A 19097-nucleotide genomic window follows, 5' to 3' on the forward strand; every position below is an offset into this window, starting at 1 on the left:
CTGGCAAAACGTATGAAAAAAATCATTATCTCTTTATTGCTACTGGCAAGTTCAGGAGCGGCACTGGCTGCGCCGCAGGTTATTACCGTCAGTCGTTTTGAGGTTGGCAAAGATAAATGGGCGTTTAATCGTGAAGAGGTGATGCTGACCTGCCGTCCGGGCAACGCGCTGTATGTCATCAACCCCAGCACGCTGGTGCAATACCCACTGAATGATGTTGCCAGACAGCAGGTTGAGAGTGGTAAAACCACGGCAAAACCGATCGACATTATCCAGATCGACAATCCGGCTAAACCTGGCGAAAAAATGAGCCTTGCTCCGTTTATCGAGCGTGCAGAAAAGCTCTGTTAATTGTCAGATGTAGCGCTCTGATTTCCAATAAAAAACCGCAAGGATCTCACAGGAGAACTTGCGGTTTTTACATTGTAGCGAGTGACAATCACCCTTTTTTTCAGGCCACTTTAGTCGCGGACTGGAAAACCTGGCGCTGTCATCTATTCTTAAATGGCAGGGTAACTTAGCCTGCATTAATGCCAACTTTTAGCGCACGGCTCTCTCCCAAGAGCCATTTCCCTGGACCGAATACAGGAATCGTATTCGGTCTCTTTTTATGTGCTTATTCTCATTGATTTTTTTCGATGCTTTCACGAAACCCCGCGAAAACTACTCGAAATTTCCATATCCTGTCTAAACCATAACATATTCTGCACCACGTGCGTCCAGGTATTTTTGGGTCATTGTTAAATTTTTAAACCCAAACAACCTCTGAGCAAAATCCTCTATGTGTTCCCTTTTCTGACGCGAAGACTTGAAACCATGCTTTCATGCAGACGGCACCTGTAGCATGAAACAGCAGTCCGCTGTACAGCATTTATACGTTAAGTTTTCTCGTGGAATTGTCGATATTACTCTTTATTGGCTCTTCAAAAGGAATAAAAATGAAATATTTCTATGCTTATCATGGTCCCAAAAATACAAAAGATTTTGACTACAGTAATGGGTACGGGGTTGGACAGGAATGGAAAACCCGTCAAGTGAACCCGGGTGACCGCCTTTTTGTTATTCAAAAACTCTCTGGAAAGCGAGATTTCCAGTTGTGTGGTGTGTTCGAAATTATTGATACTTTAGTAGACCCAAACAGTGCTTATCCCTATCGAGTTCAGCTGAAAGACTTATCCAATCTTGATACTTTCCTACCAATGGATGAATTGCTCGTTGGTGAACAACTTCCCCCCAGCAATCGAAAAGAGGCGTGGACTAATTTTAAACGACATTTCTGTCATCAGGGAGTTTCATTCGAAGCTCCGTTGTGCGAAGAAATTGTGTCGGTTCTCAGTTTACTGATTGCTGTACCTGAGGATCAAATTGGAAAATATGCTCGCAGGGAAGACGGTTTACGCATGGTTAAGATTCGCCGGGAGCAGGCAAAGTTTCGCAAAGCGGTGATGTTAAATTGGGGCAGTAAATGCGCAATTACTGGCAGTTCTTTGGCAGTTGAAGCTTGCCATATAATTAGCCATGCCAATAAAGGATTACCGAGTGTAGAAAATGGAATTGCACTTGCTGCTGATCTCCATAAGTTATTTGATAGTGACCATCTGAGTTTTCGGGATAACCGAGTTATTCTTTCAGAATCAGCTCGTCTTGAACCACGATACAAAGATTTTCATGATACTGAACTGAGGGAGCCACTGAAACCAGTTGATCTATCAATGAAGTAACGGATGGGCCAGGCAGAGTAGTAGCGCTATTAAAAGTGAAGAAGCCCTATTGCATAGGCGACATGTGGGCAGCATTCACAGCATAGTTATTCTGTCTGCATGACATCGACGGCAGAGGGTTTGTCGTGATGTCAAATCGTACCCTGCGCAAATCATCGCGTGTCGCATGCGGCATTCTCCTCATTTCATGGCGCTGTTGCTAAAGTTATAGGCAGGGAATATCTGAGTGCAGAAGGTCATATGGGTCAGTCTGATAACGTCTACCAAAGGATAGAAGGAACAAACTGGCGTCACATCTGGGTCGTGGGGGATATTCACGGCTGTTTTTCTATGCTGATGGATAAATTGCGCCAGTGTCGGTTTGATCCGTGGCGCGATCTGCTGGTTTCTGTCGGCGATGTTACCGATCGTGGGCCTGATAGTCTGCGCTGCCTACAGTTGCTTCGCCGGAACTGGATCGTGGCGGTCAGGGGGAATCACGAGCAAATGGCGCTGGATGCACTGGTGACGGGGGATCTGCAGTTGTGGTTTATGAATGGGGGCTCGTGGTTTTCGCACGCAGCACAACCCGCGGCAAGGTTTGCTCTTGAAGCCTGTCAGCAATTACCGTGGATTCTGGAACTGCATTGTCAGAATGGCGTACATGTGATTGCCCACGCTGATTACCCGGATGATGATTATCTGTGGCGAAAAGAGGTCGATTTACAACGGGTGTTGTGGGATCGTGCGCGATTAATGAATAAAGGCAGTGGAATTCATGGCGCAGATCACTTTTGGTTTGGCCATACGCCCCTGCGCCATCGGCTTGATCGCGATAATCTGCACTATATTGATACCGGCGCGGTATTTGGCGGCGAGCTAACGTTGGTACAGTTACAATAATTAGAAATCACTATATTCCTGAGCAGGGTGCCAGAAGCTGTCGATATAGTTTTCGGCAGGTAAGCATCCGCCGTTGCGAATACGCTGATCGTCCATCGAAATTAGGCACTGCTGTTCCGTATTGTAGACATCAACCACGATATCTTCACAACCGCCATCCAGGTAGCAAACAAAAAGAATCAGCGTGAACATTCCATCCTCAAATTGTGTTGCCGTATCAATAGTGTAGAAGAAATTGCAGTTAATGGGGCGATGAGAAAGACGTTAACGCGTCACTGTGTGTTCACTCGTGAAGGGCAGGGATGTTTCAGCGGGCAGTTCAAAAGATTGCAACCAGTGGGTAAATTTTCTTACCGCCTCATCTTGTCTGTCGTTCCATAGCAGAGAGTAGGTTCCGGTATCGATGGTCAAATCGCCAAATGGCGCAACCAGCCTTCCTGTTTTCAGGTGTTTTTCACAGAATAAATAGGGCATTAAAACCAAGCCCAAACCATCTTCAGCCGCCTGCATTGCCGCAAACGTATGATCCAGCGTGATAATCTGGTTACTTTCATGATGATCATTTGGGAAATGGCTATGCCAGCGTTTCCAGAGATCGTTACGCGCACGAATTTGAATTTTTATATGATCGCCCAGTTGATCTGGCGAGACCAGCGGTCGGCTGTGCAGATACTGCTGGCTGCAAACCAGCAGGCTTGATTCCCGAAGAAATGGCACAGGTTTAAGTCCGGAAAAATGCGCCGGATCCCGGCGAATAGCGATATCAAAGGGAGAGGCAAAGCTAACGGGACCGATGCTGGTGGTGACATCGACGGTGAGCTCAGGGTGGACTTCATTCAGCTCAGCCAGTCTTGGCATTAGCCAGTGCATGGCGAATGTGGGCAGGCACTGGACGGTTAATCTTCCCGAAAAAACGTTAGCGCTGACCTCTTTTTCTGCCTGCGCAAGTTCATCGAGTAACCGTGTTGCGACGCGGGAAAAGGTCTCACCGGCACTCGTCAGCCTGACAGATTTGTGTGCACGATAAAACAGTTGTACACCCAGTTGTTCTTCCAGTGTGCGGATGTGTCGGCTGACTGCTCCTGTGGTGATAAACAGTTCATCAGCAGCCGCACTGAAGCTGCTTCTGCGTGCAGCAGCTTCGAATGCCGGCAAATGGGGGAGCGAGAGTAATCGTGTCATTGGTTGAGTCTAACTCAACCAATGGACGCAATAAAGATCGTTTGTCAGCGTCTTCCCCTTGCTCATAACATGGCCCGCAACGCTCTGATTCACTATTGATATCCACTTTTTCTGAAGGCAATTTTAGTGAAAGCATTCAATTTGTTTTGCCTTGGCCGGGCGGGGACATGCCTGGGGACAATGGCTTTTGCTGGTGCACTTCCGGTAATACGCGATGAGTGGCATATCGACGCCGCCGCTGCGGGAACAATACAGACGGTATTTAGTATTTCAAACGCCTGTGCCTTATTTGCTGCCTCCTGGCTGTGTGACTATCTGGGGGCTCGCAAGGTGTATCTCATTTTCTCGTGGTTCGGTGTGTTCGCTTTATTGCTTTTCGCCTGTTTTGCCCGCTCTTACTCTTCCGCTCTGGTCATGATGGCCTTCGTCGGATTGACCCAGGGTGGGGCCTATACGCCAGCGATGATGTTGGCGATGGGTATGAACAGTGTGCCCAAACGAGGACTTGCCGTTGGGATGATCCTGGCCGCAGGTTCGTTTGGCTACCTGCTGTCGGTATTTATCTCCGCCTGGGGAGCATTGCGCTGGGGAGCGTCCTTTGCGTTCTATTTATGTGCCGCTGGCGCATTGGTTGGTGCGGTATCCGGTTCAGTGGCGTTATCCGGCTATCAGGAAGACATGCACAGGACGCAGAAGCAGGGGGGATCGGCAAAGCGCCATGTTCTGTCGGTTGGCGCAATACTGCTGATGGCGGGTTATATTGCGCATTGCTGGGAGTTACTGGGGAGCTGGGCATGGACCCCAAGCCTGGTGACGGGTGCGTTGCAAGCCTGGCAGATGGAGCCGATAACCACCGGATTGATCGTCGCTTGTGCCGTACATTTATCGGGGATGTTCTCGACGCTGATTGTAGGAGCAATCTCCGATTATTTTAATCGCGCAACGGTGTTGATCTTCATGGGCGCTGCCGGCGCGTTGAGTTCACTCCTGATGGGATTATCGGTTTCCTGGGGGGCGGGGTGGACGTTGCTGTTTGCGTTTATGGGGAGTTTCTTCATTCTTGGCGATTCGGGCGTTTTATCTGCCGCGATTGCCGATAATGTGCCTCAGGCAAAGCTGGGGAGTGTGATGGGATTGCGGTCGCTACTTGGATTTGGTGTGGGGTCTCTTGCGCCTTTATCATTTGGTGTGGTGATGGATTCAACGCAAAGCTGGGAACTCGCTTATAGTGTGCTGGCTGCGGGAGGAACCATCGCTTTCTTCTGTGCCTGCGTACTTAGAGTCAATTGTTTTAACGCCAATAAATAACCCGTCTGGCGACGGGTTCTTTTTGAATCAGGCAAAACGCATGACCCAGGCATCTGACTTACGGTCGTAGTGCTCGCGGAATAGAACGGAATGTTCTCCATTGAGAAGGGCCGGGACGCTGGTGTCGGCATCCCAGGCGTCCAGTTGCATACATAAATCCGGATCGGATTTACAAGGAATGGTTAACGTTCGGTCCCCCGGCGATTCGCCATGTAACTCGGCGTCGTCGATTTCAAAAGCGCCAATGCGCACACTGGTTTTCATCATCGTGCTCTCCGTTGATTTGCTGGTTGTGGTACGACCAGTTAAGCCGCCCATTTTTCAGCGTAGTCAACGTTAGCAAAAGCGCCAGTAAAAACGTGCGTTATCCCGTAAAGAGTTTACCATCCCGGACAAGATCGCGTGGATAACTGTTCTTCAACCGTGATCCGATCCGTTTTGCCAGTCCAATCGGCTGACGCTGGAACGTAACCAGTACATCGTCGGTTGTTGGAGAGGTTTGTGGGTAGACATCTCTGCCGCGATACCACTCTTCCGCTTCTTCAAGCGTCAGTTCAAACGCATTGCGGTGTTCTGGGTTAGCAAGGGCGATAACCGCCTCATGCTGCCAGCGGTAACCCTTATTGTGGGTTTCAGCGAGTTTAATCCCGAGGCGGGAAAAACGAACTTTACCAATCAGTGGTTCAATGTCTGTCGGGAATAACCAAATTTCTTTATCACGCTGCCAAAGGCGCAGATTGTCTTGCCACTGCAATCCACAGGCGGTAGCGGCCTGGGTGATTTGTGCGGCTTCCCGGCTTTTCAGCGGGCTGAAGGGGAAATTTCCCACCTTATATTTCGGCGCTGGCAGTGCAGGTATAGGGGCAGTTTTTCGCAAACGCGCGACAAAGAAGCCTTCACAGTCATAAATTTGCGGGAAGACATGCAGGAATCCCTCTGGTGTCAGGGCGCGTCCGGCCTCCGGGAATAAATCACCCAGAGGAAGAAATTCGACGGCGCCCGGGTAAGTCTCTATTAGCCACTGCATGATGGATTCATTTTCATCACGGTTAAGTGTGCAGGTGGAATAAACCAGTGTGCCGCCAGGGCGAAGGGCGTGGAAGGCGCTATCAAGCAGCTCGCGCTGGGTAGCAGCAATGTCCAGATTGCTTTCGATGGACCAATTTTTTAGTGCATCGGGATCTTTACGCACGACGCCTTCGCCTGAGCACGGTGCGTCCAGGAGAATGGCATCAAACGTTTCTGGCAACGCGGCGCCAAACACGCGGCCATCAAAATGAGTGAGTGCGACGTTCGCAATCCCGCAACGACTGATATTGGCATGCAGAACTTTGACGCGGCTGGCAGAAAATTCATTTGCCAGAATTGCACCCTGATTATTCATTTTGGCGGCAATTTGCGTGGTTTTGGAGCCTGGCGCGGCGGCAACATCCATCACCCGCTCCGGGATATTGCTATCGGCAAATAACGCAGCAACAGGCAACATCGAACTGGCTTCCTGAATATAAAACAGGCCGCTTAAATGTTCAGCCGTACTGCCGAGCGGTACAGATTCTTCACCGTTGCGCTCAATCCAAAAGCCTTCAGCACACCAGGGAATCGGAGTGAGTGACCAGCCATAAGGCGCGGTTAAGTCGAGAAAATCAGCAACGGAGATTTTCAGCGTATTGACGCGGATGCTGCGGCGTAATGGGCGCTGGCAGGCTGCGAGAAAATCGTCAAAAGAGAGCGTGGAAGGCATTGCTTCACGCATTTGCGTCAGAAAGGCGTCAGGAAAATAAGCCACTTGGTACCACCGGCAAAAAAACAAGTGCGCAGTGTAGCATATACCCTCAATAATTCGAGTTACAGGACAACAACGTTCCTACGTGAAGTATGACAAGGCTAACCGCTCCGGCGCGAGTACGCCGGAGCGGGGGAAAGATTAGCGTGGCAGGGCGGTTCCCCATTGACGCCATTCTTTCGGTTCACTCTCCAGCAGCAGGAAGTGTTTACCCGCCTGCGCTTTCGGCGCCAGTGGCGTACCTGGTGGGGTGGCAAACGCGATACCACCGCGGATGAACTGATTGAAGGTACCCGTCTTCACGACGCCGCCGGTGAGGCCAAAATCGAGGTTGTAGCCAGATGCCAGCCAGAACACAGAGTTATTGCGCACCAGGTGCTGGTAGCGCTGACTGATGCGCATGGCCACCATCACGCGATCGGACAGTGAACCCAGCGTCAGACCCGTGACGGTCCCCACTTCAATACCTCTGAACAGAACCGGAGTACCGATATTGAGTGATCCCGCTTCTGGCGCCTCTACCACGATACTCAGACCATCAAGGTAACGTGAATCAGTAATCGTCGCTTCCTGCAGTTCAAAATCACGGCGCGGATTACCGCGTCCTGGTTCCACGTTAATGTATGGTTGTAAGATAGTATCCAGATGCTCTACACCTGCCGCCGAAATTTGCGGGGTAATTACTGAGAAACGTGTACCGCTACGCGCAAACGTCTGGACATACTCCGGATACAACACCGCTTTTGCCTGAACTTCGTTACGGCTGGTGAGCAGTTCAAGGGTCTGGATCTGACCTATATCGATCCCCAGGTAGCGAATTGGCATCCCTGCGGCGAGTTTCCCGGCGTCAAATGCGTGCAGAGTAATCTGCCCACCTACCGCACGTGCAGCGGTCTCCGACGCGTACAAAATACGCTTGTCTCCTTTACGCTGGCTGGCGCTGGCACCGCTCAGATTATCGAAGCTAATCGCCCCTTTTAGCGCGCGTGACAAGGGAGAGGCCTGTACGGTCAGGCCGCTGCCGTTAAGCTGAACTTTTGCGCCACCTTCAGCCCAGAACACGCTGTTGCTGGTTAACAGATTGCGGTATTCCGGTTTGATATGCAGATCGATATCAAACGCATCGGCACGAGGGCGTACGCTAATGACTTCACCGACGTCGAATTTGCGGTATAGCACCACCGACCCGGTCTGCACATCGGGTAGCGTCTCGGCGCTCAGGCTGACGGTGGTGGTGGGCAGATCGCTCAGGCTGTTCTCAATGGCTTTTTCGAGGTTTGCATACAGCGGATAGCTTTTTTTCATTTCACCTTTGGTACCGGGTAAAATGCGAATACCGCCGCTTATCCATTCGCTGGCGCTGGCACCAAGGAACTCAACGCCATCAAGGCCCACTTTGACATCCACTCGACTATTAACCACGAATTTGCTGTCACCTTGCACCAGTGCACGATGCTGCGGCTCGATAGCAACGATAAATGAAACGCCATTGCTTGATAGCTTCCGTTCGATAACCTGACCGACCTGTACGCCATGAAGGATCAGCGGCTGGCCGGCATCGATGCCGTAGCTTTCCGGGGCGGTCAGCGTAAGCGTCATAACGCCGGGATCATGAAGCAGGGACTGTTCACCGGGGATCACCACAAATTGGCTACGTGGCTCACCTTCGCCGGGCACCAGTTCAAACGTTTTTCCTGTTAACAGCGAGCTCAGGTTCATATCGTTTAATGATAATTTGGGGTTTTGTAACTCAATGCGCGTGCCATCGCGCAGTAGCGTTACAACGCTGGGGTCGACGGTCATTTCACCGGTGACTTTACCCCCTGGGTTCAAATCCAGTCTGGTCAGTTGACCGACTTCCAGGCCCTGATACATCAGCGGGGTTGATCCAGCCTTCAGTCCATCGCCGTTGGGTAGCGCCAGTTTGACAATCACGCCACGTTGGCTGTGGGCGAGATCCTGATATAGCCCAAACGTATCGTCGGCGGCAGCAGGTTGCGAATCTTCTGGGGAGTCAAAGGCTATGGCGCCATTGACCAGCGCGGCCAGACTTTCCAGTTTTACCTTTGCGCCGCTTAGGCTGACATCGGCATTCACCCCGGACACATTCCAGAAACGACTGCCTTTTTTCACCAGATTGGTAAAGCGACGCTCAATCAGGACATCGATGGTTACACCCTGATGATTGGGGTTGATGGTGTAGTCATAGACCCGGCCTACCGGGATCTTGCGGAAATAAACCAACGAACCGCTATTAAGGGAACCGAGGTCGGGAGCCTGCAGATGCAACATTAAATCGCCATTATTCAGCCGATATTTTGGCTGTGTGTCGAGCGCGACGAAATGATCTTCCGGTTCGCCGGTGCCCGGCATCATCCCGATATAGTTCCCGCCAACCAGCGCATCGAGGCCAGAAACGCCCGCCAGTGATGCCTTCGGCGTGACCAGCCAGAATTGCGTGTCTTTGCGCAAAGCATCCTTCATGGTGGACTTGATGCTGACGCGAACTTCAATTTTACGCAGATCTTTACTCAGGCTGATATCCTGCACCGTGCCAACTTCGACCCCCTGATAGCGCACGGGAGTTCGGCCTGGCACAATGCCGTCCGCGGACATAAAGTCGATGGTCACGGTATTGCCACGATCTTCATAGCTGCCCCAGATGAGCCATCCAGCAATCATTAGCGCGATGAACGGCAGCAGCCAGAACGGAGAGATACGGCGTTTTGTTTTAATTTGCGCTTCAATCTGCGAAGCGGGCGTTTCCTGACTCATGTGCATCCCAAAGTAAGCGGCTGTCCAGCCATTCCACTGCAAGAATAGTCAATATTACCGCTGCACCGAAATAAAACGCAGCCGGTCCCATAGTAAAAGCAAGTATCTGATCGCGATTTATCAGTGACATTGTTAAGGCGATAACAAACAGGTCCAGCATCGACCAGCGACCAATCCAGGTCACCATACGGAGTAGCAGGATGCGGGTGCGTAATCCTTGTTCACATTTAAACTGGATGCTGAACAACAACGTAAACATCACAATCACTTTAGTGAATGGCACCAGGATACTGGCGATAAAAACAATGGCCGCTACGCCAACGTTGCTGTTCGCCAGGGACATGATACCGGTCAGAATAGTGTCTTCCTGACGGGCACCGTTAACGTAAATTACCGAGATGGGCAGCAGATTAGCAGGCAGCAACAGGACAATCGAGGCCAGCAGAGCTGCCCAGCACTTTTGGATGCTCTGATTTCTGCGCCAGCGTAATGGAATATGGCAACGGGGACAGCGGCCTCGGGCATCAGGATAACCTGTAAAGTGACAGCCGAGGCATACACGAAGCTGTCCGTCGGGGCGGCGTGCGGGCCTTTGTGGATAAAAACGTTCCCACAATTGCTCAACATTGAGGTGCGACAGCGTCAAAATGCTCAGGATCACCAGTGCGATAAAGGCATAGAGTCCCACTCCGGGCAGCAGAAAAGCGTAGTCCTGCACTTTGATCGAGGCGACGCCGATACCAACAAGATAGATATCAAGCATGACCCACTCTTTAAGCCTTTCCAGCATCAATAATACCGGGCGTAGGTTCATGCCGAGAATATTGCCAAACCACAGATAAGCGATTGATGACACGAGTATCACGGGAGCGCCAATGACGCAAAACATCACGAAGGATGCTGTTAGCGGATCGCCTTGCCGGGTCATCTGCCAGATGCCCTGTACTACATTCGCGTCGATGCGTATGCCTAGTAAATAGATGTGCAGCAGCGGCTCTCCCCATGCGAAGGGCATCAGTAACAGCATGGTGAAAGCCATTGCCGCCAGTCGCGTTAACGACCAGTCACGGCCGTCACGAATTTTGGCCTGACAGCGAGGGCAGAATGCACTTTGGTGCGAACGCATTTTCGGCAAGCTAAACAGCAGGTCACATTCAGGGCATCGTTGGTAATGCGCACGGGGTAGCGCTTCACCAATGGACCTGATCGCTATTTTTTTAGTCGGCGTGATGCGTGGATAAGTTAGGGCCATGTATCGCGAATCAAAGTGTTGAAGTAATGTTATCTTAACCCATGATGGGAATGATCTTGAGCATTTACGCATTTAATGTTTATTTTAGTAGGCTGCAGTTTTAAGTAAGACAACTAAGTGATTACATAATGAACAAAATAGAGCTATACACGGATCTGAACCGTGATTTTCAGGCATTAATGGCAGGTGAAACCAGTTTTCTGGCAACGTTGGCGAATACCAGCGCGTTATTGTACGAACGTCTTGCAGAAGTGAACTGGGCAGGTTTTTACCTGCTTGAGAACACTACGCTGGTGCTCGGTCCCTTCCAGGGGAAAATCGCCTGCGTTCGCATCCCGGTAGGGCGCGGCGTGTGTGGTACTGCGGTGGCGCAGAACCAGGTTCAGCGTATAGAGGACGTGCATGCCTTTGATGGCCATATCGCTTGCGATGCTGCCAGCAATGCGGAAATCGTTCTGCCGATTACGGTTGAGAATCAAATTATCGGCGTGTTGGACATTGATAGCACAGCGTTTGGTCGCTTTACTGAAGAAGATGAACAGGGTCTGCGGACGCTTGTAGCACAGCTTGAAACCGTGCTTGCAACGACGGATTACAAAAAATTCTTTGCGACCGTCGCAGGATAATCAACGGATAACGTAGCAATTACTGATGACGTCATTATAATGACGCCTGTTCATGCCTGCGCTTGTTGGCTACGTCCGTTGTAATCAGGAAATTTCATGGAAAATCAACCTAAGTTGAATAGCAGTAAAGAAGTCATCGCGTTTCTGGCCGAACGCTTCCCGCAGTGTTTTAGTGCGGAAGGCGAAGCGCGCCCGCTGAAAATTGGCATTTTTCAGGATTTGGTAGAGCGTGTTGAGGGCGAAATGAACCTCAGTAAAACACAGCTCCGTTCGGCCTTACGTCTCTATACTTCAAGCTGGCGTTATCTGTACGGCGTTAAGCTGGGCGCAACGCGTGTCGACCTCGACGGCAACCCATGTGGTGAGCTGGATGAGCAACACGTTGAACATGCGCGTAAACAGCTTGAAGAAGCTAAAGCCCGCGTTCAGGCGCAACGTGCAGAGCAACAGGCGAAAAAACGCGAAGCGGCGGTCGCTGCTGGTGAAAAAGAAGACGCACCGCGTCGTGAGCGCAAGCCGCGTCCTGCACCGCGTCGTAAAGAAAGTGCTGAGCGTAAACCTCGCGCTGAAAAACCAGTGGCAAAAGCACCGCGTGCTCCTCGTGAAGAACAGCATACCCCAGTATCTGATATTTCAGTGCTGACGGTAGGGCAGTCTCTGAAGGTGAAAGCAGGTAATAATGCGATGGATGCCACCGTATTAGAAATCACCAAAGATGGCGTCCGTGTACAGCTGAATTCGGGTATGTCTTTGATTGTACGCGCAGAACACCTGGTGTTCTGAAACGGAGGCCAGGCCTGGCATGAACACTTTTTTTAGGCTTACTGCGTTAGCTGGTCTGCTTGCATTTGCAGGCCAGGCACTCGCTGTGGAAGACATCACGCGTGCCGATCAAATCCCCGTTTTAAAGGAAGAAACTCAGCATGCGACGGTGAGTGAACGTGTGACATCACGCTTTACGCGTTCACATTATCGCCAGTTCGATCTGGATCAGGCGTTTTCGGCGAAAATTTTTGACCGCTATCTGAATCTGCTCGACTACAGCCATAACGTGCTGTTGGCGAGCGATATCGAGCAGTTTGCCAAAAAGAAAACCGTCCTCGGTGATGAACTGCGTTCGGGCAAGCTCGATGTCTTTTACGATCTCTATAATCTGGCGCAAAAGCGCCGGTTTGAACGCTACCAGTACGCATTAAGCGTACTGGCTCGTCCAATGGATTTCACCGGTAACGACAACTTTAACCTCGATCGGAGTAAAGCTCCGTGGCCGAAAAGCGAAGCAGAGCTGAATGCGCTGTGGGACGGCAAGGTTAAATTTGACGAACTCAGCCTGAAGTTGACGGGTAAAACCGACGCTGAAATCCGTGAAACACTGACACGTCGTTACAAATTCGCCATCCGCCGTCTGGCGCAGACAAACAGTGAAGATGTGTTCTCACTGGCGATGACCGCGTTTGCACGTGAAATCGATCCACATACTAACTACCTGTCTCCACGTAATACTGAGCAGTTCAATACTGAAATGAGCTTGTCTCTGGAAGGTATTGGCGCGGTTCTGCAAATGGATGATGACTACACCGTCATTAATTCCATGGTTGCAGGTGGCCCGGCAGCGAAGAGCAAAGCGATAAGCGTAGGCGATCGTATTGTTGGCGTCGGTCAGACCGGTAAAGGCATGGTCGATGTGATTGGCTGGCGTCTGGATGATGTTGTCGCACTGATCAAAGGACCAAAAGGCAGCAAAGTTCGCCTTGAGATCCTACCTGCGGGTAAGGGCACCAAGACACGTACCGTTACGCTGACGCGTGAGCGTATTCGTCTGGAAGACCGTGCCGTTAAAATGTCGGTGAAAACCGTTGGCAAAGAAAAAGTCGGCGTACTGGATATTCCTGGTTTCTATGTTGGCCTGACGGATGACGTCAAAGTTCAGCTGCAGAAACTGGAAAAACAGAATGTCAGCAGCGTGATTATCGATCTGCGTACCAACGGTGGTGGCGCACTGACCGAAGCGGTCTCGCTTTCCGGTCTGTTTATCCCTTCTGGTCCGGTTGTCCAGGTTCGTGATAACAACGGCAAGGTGCGCGAAGACAGCGATACCGATGGCGTTGTTTACTACAAAGGCCCGCTGGTGGTGCTGGTTGACCGCTTCAGTGCCTCTGCATCAGAGATTTTTGCCGCAGCGATGCAGGATTACGGCCGTGCACTGATTGTCGGTGAACCGACGTTTGGTAAGGGTACCGTACAGCAGTATCGTTCTCTGAATCGTATTTACGATCAGATGCTGCGTCCGGAATGGCCGGCACTGGGTTCTGTTCAGTACACCATTCAGAAGTTCTACCGCGTTAATGGTGGCAGTACGCAGCGTAAGGGCGTAACGCCGGATATCATCATGCCAACAGGTAATGAAGAAACCGAAACCGGTGAGAAGTTCGAAGATAACGCGCTGCCGTGGGACAGCATTGATGCTGCAACCTACACCAAGTCCGATAACCTGACGCCGTTTGGGCCGGAATTGCTGAAAGAGCACAATGCACGTATTGCGAACGATCCTGAGTTCCAGTACATCATGAAAGACATTGCGCGTTTCAACGCAATGAAGGATAAGCGCAACATCGCCTCTTTGAATTACGCCCAGCGTGAGAAAGAGAATAACGAAGATGACGCAATGCGTCTGGCGCGTATCAACGATCGGTTTAAGCGAGAAGGTAAGCCGTTGCTGAAGAAACTGGACGATCTGCCGAAGGATTACCAGGAGCCAGATCCGTATCTGGATGAAACGGTGAAAATCGCGCTCGACCTGGCGCATCTTGAAAAAGAAAAGCCAGCGGAACAGCCCGCGACCAGTCAATAACGTCAAACAGGCACAAGAAATTGTGCCTGTTTTTTTAACAAGCGCATGAAGTCGTCAGTCTGATACGATAAAATGTAAAGTTGTGTCTTTCTGGTGACTTAGCACCTATGCATGCTTGAAAATAGCCGTAAGACCCATACGATATGGGTAATCGCATAGTGCGTTTTGTTAAATTGAGGTTAAAAGAAAATTATGATGCGAATCGCGCTCTTCCTGCTGACGAACCTGGCTGTGATGGTCGTTTTCGGGCTGGTATTGAGCCTGACAGGGATTCAGTCAAGCAGCGTTCAAGGCTTGTTAATCATGGCACTGCTGTTTGGTTTTGGTGGTTCCTTCATTTCGCTGCTGATGTCCAAATGGATGGCGTTAAAGTCCGTTGGTGGAGAAGTTATTGAGCAGCCGCGTAATGAGAGAGAACGCTGGCTGATGAATACGGTAGCGACTCAGGCTCGTCAGGCCGGAATTGCAATGCCGCAGGTCGCTATCTATCACGCGCCTGATATTAACGCGTTTGCTACCGGCGCACGCCGGGATGCTTCGCTGGTAGCGGTTAGTACTGGCCTGCTGCAAAACATGAGCCCGGATGAAGCTGAAGCTGTTATTGCGCATGAAATTAGCCACATTGCCAATGGCGATATGGTTACCATGACGCTGATTCAGGGGGTAGTGAACACCTTTGTTATCTTCATTTCGCGTATTCTTGCGCAAATTGCCGCTGGTTTTATGGGTGGGAACCGCGATGAAGGTGAGGAAAGTAACGGTAACCCATTAATCTATTTTGCCGTGGCGACGGTGCTGGAACTGGTGTTCGGTATTCTGGCGAGCATTATTACCATGTGGTTCTCACGCCATCGTGAATTCCATGCGGATGCCGGTTCTGCAAAACTGGTTGGTCGTGAGAAGATGATTGCCGCATTGCAGCGTCTGAAAACCAGTTATGAGCCGCAGGAAGCGACCAGCATGATGGCGTTCTGCATCAACGGTAAATCCAAATCGTTGAGTGAGCTGTTTATGACTCACCCACCTTTGGATAAACGCATTGAAGCGCTGCGTAGTGGTGAATACCTGAAGTAATCCGTGGTAAACGAAAAAGAGAAAGCGCGTCGAAAGACGCGCTTTTTTTATGCCTTAATCCGGGGCTGGGTTATGCGTAATCCGCTAACAATAGCCGCAACAGTTGCCAGGATGCCTGCAGTAATCAGCGAGACGTGCGTACCGCTGTCGCCAAATTGGTTTAGCATCAATGCAACCAGTGCTGCCCCGGTACTTTGTCCAAGCAAGCGTGCCGTTCCCAGCATCCCGCTCGCACCGCCACTGCGTTCACGCGGCGCGGAGGTAATGATGGTGTGGTTATTCGGTGACTGGAACAGGCCAAAACCCGCACCGCATAAAATCATCGGCCAGATGATATTAAAATCAGAAGGCGTTGCAGGCAGTAGCACCAGCGAGAATAACCCGCTTGCCATGACGGCCATACCCAGCGCACCTAAAAGACCCGCATGAACGCGTTCAATCAGATAACCAGCCAGAGGTGCCATGACCATGGTTGCGAGTGGCCATGGGGTCAGTAGTAGTCCTGTTTCGACTTCGCTACGACCCAGTACGGTTTGCAAAAAGAAGGGCAGGGAAACCATCGCCAACATTTGCGCGCTGAATGAACAGATTGACGTGCAAATCGAGAGCGAAAACAGCGGAATGCGCAGCAGGTCAACCGGTAATAACGGTACCGGTAGTGCGAGCTGGCGACGGATAAAGAAAAAACCTACCACGATGAGACCTACGAGCTCAGCACCAATTAACTTAAGCGATTGCCCTTGTGCAAAACCACTTAGTGCGGTGATTAGCAAACCGAACGTTAGCGCATTCATTACCGCGCTGGGCAGATCAAAACGTGGCTTATTGTTACGCGGTGTATTAGGTGGCAGGAAGCGCATGGCCAGCAGCAACGCGATAATCCCCAGTGGAACGTTAATCAGAAACAACCATTTCCACGAGGCAATCGAAAGGATCGCTGCCGCAATAGTCGGGCCTGCTGCTGAGGAAACCGCCACGATAAAGGAGTTGATCCCCATGCCTCGCCCAAGCTGGCGCTGCGGATAAATCAGGCGAATGAGTGCTGTATTCACGCTCATCAATGCCGCGCCGCCGAAACCCTGAGCCACTCGCGCCAGTGTGAGCATGTGCAGCGAATCGGAGAGGGCACAGAAGAGTGATGCGAGCAGAAATACCACCAGTCCGCACTTGTATATGCGTCGGTAGCCAAACATATCACCCAAAAATGAGAGAGACAGGAGTGATACGACAATCGCGATTTGGTAGGCGTTAACGACCCAGATTGAGCTGGCTGCGGAGGCCTGAAGATCGGTGGCAATCGTCGGCAGGGCAACGTTAGCAATTGCGCCGTCCAGTACTGCCATAGAGATGCCAATAACAATGGTTAAAATTGCACCATATCGCTGGGGCAATGGCAGGCCATCGGCCTGAATTTTTTCCATAGGAAGTCAATTTTGTCGGAAATTATGATGAGAATAATAATTTTAGCATTGATATTCAGGCGTTAGGTCGCAGATTTGTAACTAAGTGAGCAAAGACAGATTGCGGCGGTTGGTACGTGAAATTATAATAAAAACCGGTTCTGATTTTTATAAAACACTCGCAATGAGGTGGTAAATGGCTATCGCAGATCTGGATAAACAACCCGATTCTGTATCTTCTGTGCTGAAGGTTTTTGGCATCCTGCAGGCGCTGGGTGAAGAGCGCGAAATTGGTATTACCGAATTGTCACAACGCGTCATGATGTCGAAAAGCACCGTTTATCGCTTTTTGCAGACCATGAAAACGCTGGGTTATGTGGCACAAGAAGGCGAGTCTGAGAAATATTCCCTGACCCTGAAACTATTTGAGCTGGGCGCGCGTGCATTACAGAACGTTGATCTGATCCGTAGCGCTGACATCCAGATGCGTGAACTTTCGCGTCTGACCAAAGAAACAGTACATCTTGGTGCGCTGGATGAAGACAGCATTGTCTACATCCATAAAATTGACTCGATGTACAATTTGCGCATGTATTCCCGCGTAGGTCGTCGTAATCCGCTGTACAGTACCGCTATTGGTAAAGTACTGCTGGCATGGCGTGACCGCGATGAAGTGAAACAAATTCTGGATGGTATTGAGTACAAACGCAGTACAGATCGTACAATCACGAACACCGATGAATTACTGGTATTGCTGGACAAAGTCCGTGAGCAGGGCTATGGCGAAGACAACGAAGAGCAGGAAGAAGGCCTGCGCTGCATCGGCGTGCCGGTATTTGATCGTTTCGGCGTAGTTATTGCGGGTCTGAGCATCTCATTCCCGACGCTGCGTTTTTCTGAAGAACGTTTGCACGAATATGTCGAAATGCTGCACACCGCAGCGCGTAAGATTTCAGAGCAAATGGGTTACAACGATTACCCGTTCTGATTTTAACGCGTTGCGAAACGCAAAAAACCCGATACAGCGTATCGGGTTTTTTTACGACCTGCCGTCGTAGCCGGAGCAAATAACGTACTGACTTTTTGCTGCTATATTAACCGTTATCGATAACTACGGTGCTTTTCCTCAACAGGGGACAATCTGACAGGCCAATGATGCCGCTGTTGGTATGGACGTATTGCGCGGTGCTGGTCCCGCGGGCGGTCAGATATTGACATTGCAGGCCCAGACCTGCTGCAGTCTCCTTACTTCCTATCAAAACGCCGTAGCCACTCAGTAATAAACCGATCCAAACCAGAGCGAGCAACACAATAGCGCGGATAATCAGACGCATTACAACCTCTTATCTTTTCTCGTTATTATTAGATTAGCCTGTACATGGGATGAAACAAGTGAATCATTCCTAAAAACATTTAATGCCGTTACAGTTAACTTAGGGTTTAGGTAACTCATGATAATTTATCAACATAAGCTGTAGGTTTGGAGAGTGGAGTTGGAGTGAAAAAAATTCGATGGGTGGTCCTGATAGTTGTCGTGCTGGTATGCATGCTGATGTGGGCGCAGGTGTTCAACATCATGTGCGATCAGGACGTACAATTTTTCAGCGGAATTTGCGCCATCAATAAATTTATTCCCTGGTAAGCGCATTTCAGTAACAGTTGATTACCTTCTTGTGCGGCAATGGTAAACTACGCTGTCTACATTGAGGTGGTGAAATGAACGAAGTTTTGAATTCTGGCGCGTTGAGTTTTGCGTCTTTAGCGGTATCGGTGGTGGTTCTGGTAATCGGGCTTGTATTGTGGTTTTTCATCAATCGGGCAAGTTCGCGTACTAACGAGCAGATTGAACTGCTTGAGGCGTTGTTGGATCAGCAAAAACGACAGAACGCATTGCTCCGTCGTCTTTGTGAAGCTAACGAACCGGAAAAAGCAGAAGAGCCTGCTGCGGTGCAAACTCAGGATGAAGATGATGACATCATTCGCCTGGTAGCCGAACGGTAGTAAACAGAAAGACAGGGTGAGAGTCTGTAGATGCTATTCTCAGATGCTTCATCCTGTCGTCAACGATATCAGATTATTTTCTTCTGCAACAATCCAGCAATTACTGCGCTGGCACACGTGGAACCTGCGCTTTTCCAGATGCTCTGACCAATTAATATCTTATCTCTGGTTCGACATAAATATAATTATCCATAGATTAATAATATGATTGTGTCATTTTTGTGATACCGATCGTTTTATTA

General features: G+C 50.3%; 19 protein-coding genes. 11 read left to right on the plus strand and 8 right to left on the minus strand.

From position 1 onward, the window contains the following. Positions 1–12 precede the first annotated feature (12 nt). The 3 genes from QMN38_RS11090 (at position 13) to pphA (ending at position 2603) form a co-directional block, all read left to right on the plus strand. Positions 13–351 carry a YebY family protein gene (locus tag QMN38_RS11090; RefSeq protein ID WP_323605071.1) on the plus strand — a complete coding sequence of 113 codons (339 nt, stop codon included), beginning with the start codon at positions 13–15 and terminating at the stop codon, positions 349–351. A gap of 587 nt (positions 352–938) precedes the next feature. Then, entirely contained in the window at positions 939–1721 is a 783-nt protein-coding gene (locus tag QMN38_RS11095) for an HNH endonuclease (RefSeq protein WP_323605072.1), read from the plus strand. Positions 1722–1961: 240 nt separating this feature from the next. After that, the gene (gene pphA / locus QMN38_RS11100) at positions 1962–2603 is read left to right on the plus strand and encodes a protein-serine/threonine phosphatase (RefSeq protein ID WP_323605073.1); all 642 of its coding nucleotides are present in this window, start codon (positions 1962–1964) and stop codon (positions 2601–2603) included. On the opposite strand, the gene QMN38_RS11105 is transcribed toward pphA, so the two are convergent. Beyond that, entirely contained in the window at positions 2604–2795 is a 192-nt protein-coding gene (locus QMN38_RS11105) for a YdfD/YebW family protein (RefSeq protein ID WP_271442561.1), read from the minus strand. Positions 2796–2867: 72 nt separating this feature from the next. Continuing rightward, positions 2868–3785 carry a LysR substrate-binding domain-containing protein gene (locus QMN38_RS11110; RefSeq protein ID WP_323605074.1) on the minus strand — a complete coding sequence of 306 codons (918 nt, stop codon included), beginning with the start codon at positions 3783–3785 and terminating at the stop codon, positions 2868–2870. Between the two features lie 126 nt (positions 3786–3911). Here QMN38_RS11110 and QMN38_RS11115 point away from each other — a divergent pair, with 126 nt between their 5' ends. Then, on the plus strand, positions 3912–5093 hold the full coding sequence (locus QMN38_RS11115; RefSeq protein WP_271442559.1) for an MFS transporter: 1182 nt from the start codon (positions 3912–3914) through the stop codon (positions 5091–5093). 27 nt (positions 5094–5120) lie between these two features. Here QMN38_RS11115 and QMN38_RS11120 read toward each other — a convergent pair whose 3' ends face one another. The 4 genes from QMN38_RS11120 to yebS all read right to left on the minus strand — a co-directional run bounded on the left by QMN38_RS11120 (position 5121) and on the right by yebS (position 10903). Next, positions 5121–5357, minus strand: a complete 237-nt coding sequence (locus tag QMN38_RS11120; RefSeq protein ID WP_101742234.1) for a YebV family protein — start codon at positions 5355–5357, stop codon at positions 5121–5123. 100 nt (positions 5358–5457) lie between these two features. Beyond that, positions 5458–6879, minus strand: a complete 1422-nt coding sequence (gene rsmF / locus QMN38_RS11125; RefSeq protein WP_323605075.1) for a 16S rRNA (cytosine(1407)-C(5))-methyltransferase RsmF — start codon at positions 6877–6879, stop codon at positions 5458–5460. Positions 6880–7017: 138 nt separating this feature from the next. Continuing rightward, the gene (locus QMN38_RS11130; protein ID WP_271442557.1) at positions 7018–9651 is read right to left on the minus strand and encodes a PqiB family protein; all 2634 of its coding nucleotides are present in this window, start codon (positions 9649–9651) and stop codon (positions 7018–7020) included. After that, positions 9620–10903 (minus strand): membrane integrity lipid transport subunit YebS, encoded by a 1284-nt coding sequence (gene yebS / locus QMN38_RS11135; protein ID WP_271450101.1) that lies wholly within the window; start codon positions 10901–10903, stop codon positions 9620–9622. Before yebS ends, QMN38_RS11130 begins: the two co-directional genes overlap by 32 nt. 128 nt (positions 10904–11031) lie before the next feature. Between yebS and QMN38_RS11140 the strand changes: the two genes are divergently transcribed. The 4 genes from QMN38_RS11140 to htpX all read left to right on the plus strand — a co-directional run bounded on the left by QMN38_RS11140 (position 11032) and on the right by htpX (position 15454). Further along, a complete protein-coding gene (locus QMN38_RS11140) occupies positions 11032–11529 on the plus strand; it encodes a GAF domain-containing protein (RefSeq protein ID WP_048211393.1) in 498 nt (165 codons plus the stop codon). A gap of 96 nt (positions 11530–11625) precedes the next feature. Beyond that, positions 11626–12312 (plus strand): RNA chaperone ProQ, encoded by a 687-nt coding sequence (gene proQ / locus QMN38_RS11145; RefSeq protein WP_323605076.1) that lies wholly within the window; start codon positions 11626–11628, stop codon positions 12310–12312. 19 nt (positions 12313–12331) lie between these two features. Next, on the plus strand, positions 12332–14380 hold the full coding sequence (gene prc / locus QMN38_RS11150) for a carboxy terminal-processing peptidase (protein WP_271442556.1): 2049 nt from the start codon (positions 12332–12334) through the stop codon (positions 14378–14380). 192 nt (positions 14381–14572) lie between these two features. Beyond that, positions 14573–15454: a protease HtpX gene (gene htpX, locus QMN38_RS11155; RefSeq protein ID WP_271450102.1), complete on the plus strand. Its 882-nt coding sequence runs from the start codon at positions 14573–14575 to the stop codon at positions 15452–15454. 47 nt (positions 15455–15501) lie between these two features. Here the strand turns inward: htpX and QMN38_RS11160 are convergent, their stop codons facing one another. After that, positions 15502–16875 (minus strand): MFS transporter, encoded by a 1374-nt coding sequence (locus QMN38_RS11160; protein ID WP_271442554.1) that lies wholly within the window; start codon positions 16873–16875, stop codon positions 15502–15504. 175 nt (positions 16876–17050) lie between these two features. Between QMN38_RS11160 and kdgR the strand changes: the two genes are divergently transcribed. Next, positions 17051–17842, plus strand: a complete 792-nt coding sequence (gene kdgR, locus QMN38_RS11165) for a DNA-binding transcriptional regulator KdgR (protein ID WP_005120190.1) — start codon at positions 17051–17053, stop codon at positions 17840–17842. A 106-nt stretch (positions 17843–17948) separates the two neighbouring features. On the opposite strand, the gene QMN38_RS11170 is transcribed toward kdgR, so the two are convergent. Further along, a complete protein-coding gene (locus tag QMN38_RS11170; RefSeq protein WP_061068061.1) occupies positions 17949–18188 on the minus strand; it encodes a YobH family protein in 240 nt (79 codons plus the stop codon). Between the two features lie 164 nt (positions 18189–18352). On the opposite strand from QMN38_RS11170, the gene mgrB reads away from it, so the two are divergent. Beyond that, complete coding sequence (gene mgrB, locus QMN38_RS11175) at positions 18353–18496, plus strand: PhoP/PhoQ regulatory lipoprotein MgrB (protein ID WP_202038431.1); 144 nt, start codon at positions 18353–18355, stop codon at positions 18494–18496. A 74-nt stretch (positions 18497–18570) separates the two neighbouring features. Next, the gene (locus QMN38_RS11180) at positions 18571–18855 is read left to right on the plus strand and encodes a YebO family protein (RefSeq protein WP_271442553.1); all 285 of its coding nucleotides are present in this window, start codon (positions 18571–18573) and stop codon (positions 18853–18855) included. Positions 18856–19097 lie beyond the last annotated feature (242 nt).

This window comes from Citrobacter sp. R-1.5.2 (assembly GCF_035064245.1).
Lineage (GTDB): Bacteria > Pseudomonadota > Gammaproteobacteria > Enterobacterales > Enterobacteriaceae > Citrobacter.